The following is a 10,740-nucleotide window of genomic DNA, read 5'->3' as shown; positions in this document are numbered from 1 at the left end:
CCGTGTACCCGGCGGCCGTCGCCACGACGTACGAGGCGTCGGCCGCGTCCGAGGTGACCAGCGCGCCGGTGACGTACTGTGGCTCGCCGAACCGCTCGGCGGGCCCGCCGGGGAAGGCGACGGGACGCACGGTCGGCGGCCGGCCCACGACGGACGTCACCTGGGCGCGAGCCGAGGCCCGCCACGGTCTGCCCGTCATCCGGGCGACGCCCGGCGACCTCCTGCCCCGCAGGGGCGCGGCCTTGACCCGTGCCGGCGTCCCGGCGGCCGGCTGCGCCAGGAGCCCGCTGGGGACGATGCCCGTCCTGGGCAGCCCGGCCAGCAGGCGGTCGGCCCGGGTGTCGCGCAGGCGGGCGAGCAGGGGGCGGGCGTGCGGGGCGCGCAGGACGGCGATGCCGACCGTCGCCACGAACGTCTGCGTGCTGTCCGCGTACGTGGCGCGTAACGCGGTCACGCAGCCGCGCAGCGCGCGCAGCACCCCGGGCTGGAAGGCCACCCGGCACGGCGCCTCCGGGGCGACCCCGGCCAGGACGTACGTCACGCGGGCCCCGGAGGGGCTGGTGCCGGGGACGGACCCCGGGAACACTCTGGCCACCGGCCACGTGTGCCAGCGATCCGGCACCGGCGGCTCAGCCGTCGGCAGGACCCCTGACACCAGGGACAGCAGCGCTAAAGACACTGGGAACACGTGCACCTCGCGGGCAAAGGAGGGGCGCCCGATGCCCGTGCATTCTGGCACGCGATCGCTGGTGCAATCCGACGCTTCGGTAAACAGACCGATACGCGGGGTAATGTCGCGAAAATGCCGTTCGTTGAGGTAAATGCGGAAATCAGGGCCGCGCCGGTGCTGAGGGGCGGGTGACGAGAGCGGCGCTGGTGCCGATGGCGAAGTCGTCCAGGCCGGATCCGCCCGGCACGGCCGGCCGTGCCGGCGCGGGCTTGACCACGACGCGATGCCCGGCGTCGGTCAGCGCCTGGCGGCAGGGCCCGGTGGATCAGGCGGCATCACCGGAGACCTCGACGATGGGCGCGGGTCTTGCGCACCCAGTGCTGGGATGCCGCCTGTTGGTGGTCGACGTGTATCGCGGCGCTTCAGGCGAGACCGGGCGGCCTCGGGCGCGGCCTGTCGAGGGGTGCAGTGCCCCGCCGACAGGTCAGCGCACTATTTCCCGTACACCCCGATCAGATAGCGGACCTGACGGTTCCTGCCTTCTCCCCGCATACTCGCCTTGCCGCTGATCGTGACCTTCTGCCCCTTGGGGACCCGGATCTCGGTCAGCTCCGACGGGCTCATGTCCGGATCCAGTCCCTCCGGCCGGCTACGACATGTACCTCCGCCGAAGAGGTCGCCTTTGCCGGTCCGGTAGCTGATGTGCAGTCGTGCGGCGAGGTCTCCCGTGCACAGGTAGTCGAAGCCGATACTGCCGCCGGGGCTCGTGATCGTCATCGTGAAGGATGAGTCCTTCGGCCACACTCCCGACGCCTCTCCGATCAGTCTCATGCCGCCCCGCACCCGTGGAAGGGCCTTGATCGGCTCTGGTTCGACCGGCCTGGCCGGGGGTGTCCACTCGTAGACCGCCAAGGTCCAGTCGGCGGGCCGCAGGAACTTGACGCCCGAGCAGGGCCGGCTCTTCGAACGGCCGCACTCCCAGGGGGTGCTGTCGAAGGTGACCGTCACCTGCGTTGCCCCTTTGGGCAGAAACAGCGGGGCCAGGACCACGTCCTTGCCTCTGGTGCAGCCGAGCTGGGCGCTGGTGAGCGCGCCGTTCACGATGATTTGTGGTGCTTCTGTCTTGCCGGGCGCCCCGTCGCACAACCCGGCCACATCCAGCGGCTTGCCCGAGACCGGGATCGTCACCGACGTCTTCTTCTGGCCCGTCGATCGCGCGGTGAGCGTGGTCGTGGTCAGGCGGCGGTAGGGGGTGCCGTCCTTGGCGGTGAAGTGTGGCGGCAGTTCGGGGGTGAGCTGGTGCGCGGCCGTCGTCTGGCGGGGTTTGCCGGGTGAGGCGGGGGTGAGCAGTGCGGGGATGAGGACGCTGATGGCGGTGAGTGCCACCGCCCCGGCCAGGATCGTGGGGACGGTGCGGCGGCGGCGGGCATCTCGGCGGATGCGCCGCTCGATCTGGGCCACGCGCCGGTGCTCGTGCGGCGCGTCGGCGCTCATGTCGTCCAGCAGGTCACGCAGGTTCCGGATGGTGGGCGTCATCACAGCTCTCTTCTCACGGGGGACGTCGCGGCCGGTGGGAGGAGGTCGGGGTCGATGCGCAGCTTGGCCAGCGCCTTGCTGGTCTGGCTCTTGACGGTGCCGATGGAGCAGTTCAGGATCTGCGCCACGGCGGACTCGGGCAGGTCCTCGAAGAAGCGCAGCACCAGCACCGCCCGCTGGCGTGGTGGCAGACGTCCCAGCGCCGCCCACAGAACGGCCCGCTCGTCGGACAAGCCGATCTCGTCGCCGGGTGAGGCCTTTTCCGGCGGCTCGTCCGTGGGCAGCTCGCGCCACCACAACCGGCTGCGCCACGACAGGTGCGTGTTGACCAGGATCCGGGACACGTAGGCGTCCGGGTGCTCACCCACCCGGCCCCACGCCCGCCATGCCCGCACCAGCGCGGTCTGCACCAGATCCTCCGCCTGCGCCCAGTCGCGGCACAACAGGTACGCCGTTCGTAACAGTCGTGGTGATCGCGCCTCGACATAGGCGATGAAGTCTGCTTTATCTCGCATCGGCCATGCCTTCCCGTTGTACCGACTCCCCCTACGACCTGCTGGAGCCTGGTAACGGTTGCCCGCATCCGCTGCTGAATTGGGCTGGGATCGTCAGAACCGCGCCAGGAACGCGGACCAGTGATCGGGCGTGCCTACCTGGAAGCGGGCCGGCCCGTGAGGCGATCGATCTGCCGACCGGTTGCGTCGCGGCGGAGACGGCGGGCGACGCGCTGCTCATGCGACGGCGATCCGGCGATGAGGGCGCTCGCGTTCATGGACACGAGCGACGTCATCCGCTCGACGAGCTAGTTGTCATGCGCACAACATGCGGGGCATCTCCGCCGCCGATCTCCGGGCCAAGATCCTCGACGGGGTCGCGCTAAGGGGACGGGGAGAGGCGGACGTGGGCGCCCGGCGGGAGGCCGAGGCGCTGGGCCGCGTCGCCCGAGTTGACGGCGATCGCGATCAGCCCCGCCGAGTCGGCGAAGGCCACCAGCTCACCCGGCGGCACCGCCGCGAACGTCTCCCGGTACGGCAGCGCGAGCTGCCGCCGCCCCAGCCACACCCCCAGCGTGTCCCCGACGCGCACGCCGAGCGCGGCCAGGTCGCCGGCGGCGATCGAGAGCTGGGTGTTGCCGTAGCGGTCCACCGACACGACCTCGCCCTCGACCGAGCCCTCACGCAGCTGCGAGGTCGGCTCGGGCAGGGAGACCAGGCGCGGCAGCGGGATCTCGGGCCCGAGCGAGGAGGGCTTCAGCCCGCCGCACAGCCGCCCGGCCACCGGCGCGAACACGTCCCGGCCGTGGAAGGTGGGCGAGACCGGGTGCAGGAAGTAGTCGTCGTTGCGGATCTCGTACGCGGCGGTGGCGTCGCCGGCGGCGTGCACGGCCCAGGACAGCAGCCCGTTGTCGGGGCCGATGAACACCCGTCCGCCCGCCTCCACGGCGATCGCCCGGCGGGCCCCGCCGGCGCCGGGGTCGACCGCGCCGATGTGCACGCCCTTCGGCAGGTACGGGATGGTCTGCGCGAGGATCGCGGCCCCGCGCCGTACGTCGCCGGCCGGGACCAGGTGGCACACGTCGATCACCCGGGCCTCGGGGGCGATCCCGGCGATCACCCCGTGACAGGCCGCCACATAACCATCTTCGAGCCCGTAGTCGGTGAGAAGTGTGATGACTGAGGTCACACTTGGTGACTGTACGTCTCCCAATCCGCCGTGAACACCCGCACTCAGCACATTACGATTGGCACGGGCCGTGTGCGCGCGGTGTGATCGTCGCGCACCTTTTCCGAGGAGGACACCATGGACTCTGCGCCGGCCGACGGTGACAACACTGCCGACAGTGCTGGCCAGGAACCGTCCCGGCAGGCCCTGTCCGAGCGCGACCTGGAGCTGCTCGCCTTCGAGCGCCAGTGGTGGCGGCACGCGGGCGCGAAGGAGCAGGCGATCAAGGAGGCCTTCGGGTTCTCCGCCACGCGTTACTACCAGCTTCTCGGTGAGCTGATCGACCGTCCCGAGGCGCTGGAGCAGGACCCGATGCTCGTCAAGCGCCTGCGCAGGCTCCGCTCCACCCGCCGGCGCGACCGCGCCGCCCGGCGGCTTGGCATGCGCCCCTGACCTCCTGGGTACGGCAGGCGCGTGGAGAACATGCCTGGAATGGAAGCGATACTGAAGGATCCGGCCGGAGCCGTGATCGGGCTGGACTTCGACGGCACACTGGCGCCGATCGTGCCCGACCCGTCCGCCGCAAGGATCCATCCCGCGGCGGAGGCGGTGCTGGCCGAGCTGGGGCGGCACGTCGGGGCGGTGGCGATCGTGACCGGCAGGCCGGTGGCCACCGCGCTGGAGCTGGGGCCCGGGCTGGCCGACGTGCCGGGGCTGGTGATCCTGGGACATTACGGGTTCGAGCGGTGGGAGGCCGGGCAGGTGTCCGCGCCGCCGCCGCCTCCCGGGGTGCCGCGGGCCGAGGCCGAGCTGCAGCTCCTGCTGGGCCGGCTCGGGCTGGAGGGCGTGACGATCGAGGACAAGGGCCGGGCGGTGGCCGTGCACACCAGGCGCAGCCCCGACCCCGTGGCCACGCTGGAGGCGCTGCGCGGGCCGCTGGAGGAGGTGGCGCGCGAGCACGGGCTGGTCATCGAGCCGGGCCGGCTGGTGCTGGAGCTGCGGCCGCCGGGCATGGACAAAGGGCACGCGCTCGGCCTGTTCCTGACGGAGCGGACGGCCAGGTCGGTCATGTTCGTGGGCGACGACCTCGGCGACCTGGCGGCGTTCGAGGCGGTGCGCGGGTCCGGGCTGCCGGGGGTGTGCGTGTGCAGCGGCTCGGCCGAGGTGACGGCGCTGGCCGAACGGGCCGACATCGTGGTGGACGGCCCCGACGGCGTGGTGGCCCTGCTCTCGGAGCTGACGGCGGGTTTCAGCCGTCCATGAGGCGGGTGCTAGTCGTTCACGACTGGCCTGCAAGTCACCTTTTCTAGGGTCGGGGCATGCAGAAGCGATATGCCGCCGCCGCGGCCGTGGCCGCGGCCACCCTCCTCGCCGCCCCCCTGACCGCGAGCGCCGAGAGCGCCACGGGTGCCGCGAACGCCGCGCCCGCGCAGGAGCTCAGGCTGCGCAACGGCCTGACCCTCTACATCCCCATCAAGTGGAGGGTCTACAGGTACGGCAGCGACGCCGTCCAGGTCGTCACCGGCAGGTGCGCCAAGCCGCGGGGCTGGGGCTCGTCCGAGTGCGACGCGTTCTACGTCTTCGGCCCCAAGTACATCAAGATCGGCGCGGAGGGCTTCGGCCCGTACACCGGCAAGCGGCCGTTCTACACGGCGAGCGACGTGCAGCCCTGCCCGTCCGACCGCAGGCTGGGCGAGTACGTCGGCCCGAAGGTCACGCGGGGCCTGCGCCAGGTAGGGAAGGGCCACAAGGCCGCCTACAACGCCTGGAAGTCGTCCTGTGTCACGTTCTCGGGCGGGAAGGTGCGCTCCCGCTTCACCCAGCGCGAGTGGTACCTGCCGACGAGCAGGATCCTCGTGGTGGACCAGTGGAACACCCCGGGCCTGAGCGACACGCTCAAGTACGCGGACTGGAAATGATCACGCCGCCGACGGCCAGGCCGATCAGGACGGGCACCAGCAGGAACGCCCGCCACGTGCCGAACCCGTCGGCGAGCGCGCCGAGCAGCAGCGGGCCGAGCGCCATGGCCGAGCCGGCCCAGATCGGCGACGCCGCGGCGGCTCGGTCCTCGCGCCCGCCCGCGTGCGTGATCAGCCCCGCCAGCGCGAGCGGGAAGTGCAGGGCCGCGCCGAGCCCGCTCAGCACGAGGCCGGTGTAGGCGAGCACGGGCAGCGTGCTCAGCCAGAACACCAGCCAGCCCGCCGCGGTGAGCGCCAGCGCGCCCAGGAACAGCCGCGCCGGCGGCAGGCGCAGCGCGAGCTGCGCCCCCGCGAACCTGCCCAGACCCAGCCCCACCGTGTACGCGGTCAGCGCCGTGGCCGCGGCTCCGGCGCCCATCCCGGTGCGGGTGGCGAGCAGGTCGGCCGCCCACAGGTTGATCGTGAACTCCATCGCCACGCAGCAGGCCAGCACCACGCCCGCCACGTGGAAGCGCCACCCGGGCGCCGCCCCCTCGCCGGTGGCGGCGAGCGTGACCTCCCGGCCGGGGGGCCAGACGCGGCCCATCGCCACCGCCAGCACCAGGGTGAGCGCGGGGGTGATCAGCAGCGCGGCCCGCCAGCCCAGCGCCGTCTGCGCGACGCCGCTGAGCAGGAACGTCGCCGCCGCGCCGATCACCACGCCGACGGCGTTGGCCTCGCTGAGCGCGGCCGCGCCCGCCGGGCCGTGGTGCTCGCTGAGCGCGGCCATGGCGGTGTAGAGGGCCATCGAGCCGAAGGCACCGGCCACGGCGTAGCCGAGCAGCGTCACGGGTAACGCGGAGGAGGCGGCGACCATGAGCACGCCCGCGTTCATCCCGGCCAGGCCGGCCCAGGCGGTGGCCCGCCTGCCGTAGCGCCTGGTGAGCAGGGTGAGGCAGAGGCCGGCGGCGATCGTGCCCGCGGCCATCGCGGTGCCGTGCAGGCCCGCCACGGTGCCGGAGGTTCCCTGGTCGATGCGCAGGAGCGGGACGGCGGCGCTCAGGCCGTACACGAAGGTGGCGAACGTGCCGAGTTGCAGGTAGATCAGCCAGGTCGGCCGGTCCCTGACCAGGGGGACGGTCACAGGGCCAGCGCGTCGAGCTGGGCGGCGAACCACTTCTGCGGCGGCATCGCGGTCGCCGCGGCCTCCAGGCGCTCGCGGCGGCTCGCCCGCTCGTCCTCCGGCATGACCAGGGCCTCGTGCAGGGCGTTCGCGGTGCCGGTCACGTCGTACGGGTTGACCACGAGCGCGTGGGCGCCCAGCTCGGCGGCGGCGCCCGCCTCGCGGGAGAGCACCAGGGCGGCGCGCGGCGACAGGACGGGGCCCTCCTTGGCGACCAGGTTCATGCCGTCGCGGATCGGGTTGACCAGCAGCACGTCGGCCAGCCGGTAGGCGGCCAGCGAGCGCGGGTAGTCGTCGTTGACGTTGAGGATCAGCGGGTCCCAGTCCTCGGTGCCGAACTCGTCCTCGATCTCCTGGGCGCAGCGCTGCACCGAGGCGGTGTACTCGCGGTACTCGGGCAGGTCGTGGCGGCTGGGGTAGGCGAAGGCCAGGTGCACCACGCGGCCGTGCCACTCGGGGTGGGCGGCCAGGAACTCGCGGTAGGCCAGCAGGCCGCGCACGATGTTCTTGGACAGCTCGGTGCGGTCGATGCGGACGATCAGGCAGCGGTCGCCGACCTGCTCCCTGAGCGCGACCATGTTGGACTCGACGTCGGGCTCGTGCGCCCGCTCCCAGAGCGCCTGCCCGTCCACGCCGAGGCCGTGCACGCCGATGCGGGTGACGCGCCCCTCGTGGGCGACCGTACGGGCGGCACGGTCGATCTCCGCGCCCAGCAGGGCCCTGCAGCAGTCCATGAACGCCGCCGCCCAGCGCTCGGTGAGGAACCCGGCGTGGTCGGCCCCCAGGATGCCCTCCAGCACCTCGCGGGCGACGTCGTCGGGCAGCAGCGAGAAGTATTCGGGCGGCGCCCAGGGTGTGTGGCTGAAGTGGGCGATGCGCAGGTCGGGCCGCTCGGCCCGGAGCATCGCCGGGGTCAGCGTCAGATGGTAGTCCTGGACCATCACGCGGGCGTCGTGCCCGGCCTCCTCGGCCAGGGCCAGCGCGAACGCGCCGTTGTAGTCGCGGTAGGACTCCCACTCGCGCTGGAACTTCGTGCCGAACAACGGGGAGTTGGGGATGTCGTACAGCAGGTGGTTGACGAACCACAACGTGGAGTTGGCCACGGCGTTGTAGGCGCGATGGAAGGTGGCGACCGGGATGTCGAGCATGCGCAGCGCGCCCGTGTCGTAGCCGGCGTGGTCGAGCCGGCCGCCCGGCGCCTGCCGCACAGCGCTGCGGTCGCCGTCGGACAGGGCGGCGCAGACCCACAGGACACCGTCGTCGCGCACGACCCCGGACAGCCCGGAGACCAGGCCGCCGCCGCCGCGCTTCATCGTCAGCACGCCGTCGTCGGACACGGTGAACGACACGGGCCCTCTGTTCGAGGCGACCAGGACGCTGTTCATAAAGTTTCCTCCGACCATAGGATCCCAGCTATGGCGCTTGATGAGCTAACCGAGGAACTGGCCCGCTCCGCCGCTGCCGGAGATCATCGCGCACTCGGCGAGCTCCTGAGGAGGATCGAGCCAGACGTGATGCGGCACTGCGCCCGGATCCTGCCCTATCACCAGGACGCGGAGGAGGCCTCCCAGGACACGTTGCTCGCCGTCGCGCGCAACATCGGCCGCTTCGAGGGCCGGGCCAGGTTCAGCACCTGGCTGCACATCGTGACGGCCAACTGCGCCCGCACGACCTACCGGTCGCTGAAGCGGCGGGCGGCCGAGCAGAGCTCCGACGAGCTGCCGATGCAGAAGCCCGACGCGCGGCGGGTCAGCGTGATCGCCGGCTCGCGGCTCGACCTGCTCGACGCGATGGAGGCGCTGGAGGCCGACAAGCCCGACCTGGCGCAGGCCCTGGTGCTGCGCGACATCGTGCAGCTCGACTACAACGAGGTCGCCGAGCAGCTCAAGATCCCGCTCGGCACCGCCAAGTCGCGCATCCACCAGGCGCGCAAGTACGTGCAGGGGGTGCTCGGCGAGGACTACCGCTGAGACCGTCCGTCCCAGACTGTGAGACGGCTGGTTGGCGTACGCGTTCGGCCAGGTAGAGTTTCAATCACACAACTTCATATTGCTCATCCAGAGGGGTGGAGGGACCGGCCCTGCGAAGCCCCGGCAACCCTCCCGGATTCAGACTCGCTACCTGGCGAGGCCGACCGGGACAAGGTGCCAATTCCGGTCTGCGGTCAAGGTGGCCGCGGGCGAAGATGAGGGAAGGCCTCGCTTCATGTCGCACGACTTCGGTCCCGCCGTCGCTCTCTCCTGCCGCGAGTGCGGCACCCGCTACGACCTGGGTCCCAGCTTCGCCTGTCTGGAGTGTTTCGGGCCGCTCGAGGCGGCCTACTCCTTCGGCGACGTCACCAGGGCCGACATCGAGTCCGGGCCGGCCAACATCTGGCGCTACCGCTCGCTGCTGCCGGTCCCGGCCGACGTGATCTCCAAGCCGAACATGAACCCCGGCTGGACCAGGCTCGTCAAGGCCGGCAACCTCGGCCGGGCGCTGGGCGTCAGGTCCCTGTACGTCAAGGACGACTCGGGCAACCCCACCCACTCCTTCAAGGACCGGGTGGTGGCCATCGCCGTCGAGGCGGCCCGCAACTTCGGCTTCCACACGCTGTCCTGCTCGTCCACGGGCAACCTCGCCGGCGCCGTCACGGCCGCCGCCGCCAGGGCCGGGTTCGACGCGTGCGTGTTCATCCCCGCCGGGCTGGAGCAGGCCAAGATCGCCATGGCCCGCGTGTTCGGCGGCAGGCTGATCGCGCTGGAGGGCTCCTACGACGAGGTCAACCGGTTCTGCTCCGAGCTCATCGGCGACCCGCTGGGCGACAAGTGGGGCTTCGTCAACGTCAACCTGCGGCCCTACTACGGCGAGGGCTCCAAGACGCTCGCCTACGAGATCGCCGAGCAGCTCGGCTGGCGGCTGCCCGAGCAGATCGTCATCCCCATCGCCTCCGGCTCGCAGCTCACGAAGATCGACAAGGGCTTCAAGGAGCTGGTCTCGCTGGGGCTGGTCGAGGACACGCCGTACAAGATCTTCGGGGCGCAGGCGGCCGGGTGCTCGCCCGTGTCGGCCGCGTTCAAGGCCGGGCACGACGTGGTCCAGCCGGTCAAGCCCGACACCATCGCCAAGTCGCTGGCCATCGGCAACCCCGCCGACGGGCCGTACGTGCTCGACATCGCGCGCCGCACCGGAGGGGCGGTGGAGGACGTCACGGACGCCGAGATCGTCGCCGCCATCAAGCTGCTGGCCGCCACCGAGGGCGTCTTCGCGGAGACGGCCGGAGGGGTCACCGTGGGCGTGCTGAAGAAGCTCGTCGAGACCGGGCAGCTCGACCCGGAGGCGGAGACCGTGGTGCTCAACACCGGCGACGGGCTCAAGACGCTCGACGCGGTCGCCGACGACGCCAAGCCCACGGCCGTGATCCGGCCCGACCTCGACGCGTTCCGCGCGGCTGTCTGACAACCAGGAAAGGCGACTTTATCGTGAGCGTTTCTGTACGGATCCCCACCATTCTGCGCACCTACACCGGAGGCAACGCGGAGGTGAGTGGGGAGGGCGCGACTCTCCGTGACGTGCTGGCCAAGCTCGACTCCGACTATCCCGGGATCGGCGCGAGAATTCTGGATGAATCGGGCAAGATTCGTCGTTTCGTCAACGTTTACGTGGGCGATGAGGATGTCCGATTTGCCGACGGCCTGGACACGGAGGCCCCCGCAGGCACCCAGATCTCCATCATCCCGGCAGTCGCCGGAGGGTGACGGTTCGCTTACTCAAGAAGGCGCTCCCGAGAGGGAGCGCCTTCTGCTTTTCCC

At 71.4% G+C, this 10,740-nt stretch carries 11 protein-coding genes, 1 pseudogene and 1 riboswitch; of the genes and pseudogenes, 6 read left to right on the top strand and 6 right to left on the bottom strand.

The features are described 5' to 3' along the window. From KME77_RS07285 to KME77_RS07270, 4 genes and pseudogenes are all read right to left on the bottom strand, one after another. Positions 1 to 679 (bottom strand): annotated as a pseudogene (locus KME77_RS07285) (hypothetical protein); the annotation flags it as partial. Between the two features lie 483 nt (positions 680 to 1,162). After that, entirely contained in the window at positions 1,163 to 2,206 is a 1,044-nt protein-coding gene (locus tag KME77_RS07280; RefSeq protein ID WP_219463232.1) for a hypothetical protein, read from the bottom strand. Further along, positions 2,206 to 2,721 carry a SigE family RNA polymerase sigma factor gene (locus KME77_RS07275; protein WP_219463230.1) on the bottom strand — a complete coding sequence of 172 codons (516 nt, stop codon included), beginning with the start codon at positions 2,719 to 2,721 and terminating at the stop codon, positions 2,206 to 2,208. Before KME77_RS07275 ends, KME77_RS07280 begins: the two co-directional genes overlap by 1 nt. 361 nt (positions 2,722 to 3,082) lie before the next feature. Beyond that, on the bottom strand, positions 3,083 to 3,889 hold the full coding sequence (locus tag KME77_RS07270) for an SAM hydrolase/SAM-dependent halogenase family protein (protein WP_219463228.1): 807 nt from the start codon (positions 3,887 to 3,889) through the stop codon (positions 3,083 to 3,085). A gap of 117 nt (positions 3,890 to 4,006) precedes the next feature. On the opposite strand from KME77_RS07270, the gene KME77_RS07265 reads away from it, so the two are divergent. Genes KME77_RS07265 through KME77_RS07255 form a run of 3 tightly spaced genes read left to right on the top strand, consistent with a single transcriptional unit; the run spans position 4,007 to position 5,787 of the window. Then, a complete protein-coding gene (locus KME77_RS07265; RefSeq protein WP_219463226.1) occupies positions 4,007 to 4,321 on the top strand; it encodes a DUF3263 domain-containing protein in 315 nt (104 codons plus the stop codon). A 39-nt stretch (positions 4,322 to 4,360) separates the two neighbouring features. Beyond that, a complete protein-coding gene (gene otsB / locus KME77_RS07260) occupies positions 4,361 to 5,131 on the top strand; it encodes a trehalose-phosphatase (RefSeq protein ID WP_246609350.1) in 771 nt (256 codons plus the stop codon). A 56-nt stretch (positions 5,132 to 5,187) separates the two neighbouring features. Beyond that, positions 5,188 to 5,787 (top strand): hypothetical protein, encoded by a 600-nt coding sequence (locus KME77_RS07255; RefSeq protein WP_219463215.1) that lies wholly within the window; start codon positions 5,188 to 5,190, stop codon positions 5,785 to 5,787. On the opposite strand, the gene KME77_RS07250 is transcribed toward KME77_RS07255, so the two are convergent. Together KME77_RS07250 and KME77_RS07245 are read right to left on the bottom strand one after the other, a co-directional pair. Continuing rightward, a complete protein-coding gene (locus KME77_RS07250) occupies positions 5,765 to 6,910 on the bottom strand; it encodes an MFS transporter (RefSeq protein ID WP_219463213.1) in 1,146 nt (381 codons plus the stop codon). The genes KME77_RS07255 and KME77_RS07250 overlap by 23 nt on opposite strands. Next, on the bottom strand, positions 6,907 to 8,334 hold the full coding sequence (locus KME77_RS07245; RefSeq protein ID WP_219463211.1) for an alpha,alpha-trehalose-phosphate synthase (UDP-forming): 1,428 nt from the start codon (positions 8,332 to 8,334) through the stop codon (positions 6,907 to 6,909). Before KME77_RS07245 ends, KME77_RS07250 begins: the two co-directional genes overlap by 4 nt. A gap of 30 nt (positions 8,335 to 8,364) precedes the next feature. Between KME77_RS07245 and KME77_RS07240 the strand changes: the two genes are divergently transcribed. From KME77_RS07240 to KME77_RS07230, 3 genes are all read left to right on the top strand, one after another. Next, positions 8,365 to 8,919 carry an RNA polymerase sigma factor gene (locus KME77_RS07240; protein WP_219463208.1) on the top strand — a complete coding sequence of 185 codons (555 nt, stop codon included), beginning with the start codon at positions 8,365 to 8,367 and terminating at the stop codon, positions 8,917 to 8,919. Between the two features lie 80 nt (positions 8,920 to 8,999). Next, a riboswitch (SAM riboswitch) is annotated at positions 9,000 to 9,141 on the top strand. A gap of 13 nt (positions 9,142 to 9,154) precedes the next feature. Then, positions 9,155 to 10,387, top strand: coding sequence for a threonine synthase (gene thrC, locus KME77_RS07235; protein ID WP_219463206.1), 1,233 nt, complete (start codon positions 9,155 to 9,157; stop codon positions 10,385 to 10,387). Between the two features lie 23 nt (positions 10,388 to 10,410). Continuing rightward, positions 10,411 to 10,686, top strand: a complete 276-nt coding sequence (locus tag KME77_RS07230; RefSeq protein ID WP_219463204.1) for a MoaD/ThiS family protein — start codon at positions 10,411 to 10,413, stop codon at positions 10,684 to 10,686. The last annotated feature ends 54 nt before the right edge of the window (positions 10,687 to 10,740 follow it).

This window comes from Nonomuraea rhizosphaerae, assembly GCF_019396405.1.
GTDB lineage: Bacteria > Actinomycetota > Actinomycetes > Streptosporangiales > Streptosporangiaceae > Nonomuraea > Nonomuraea rhizosphaerae.
This window is presented reverse-complemented; position numbering and strand designations above follow the sequence as displayed.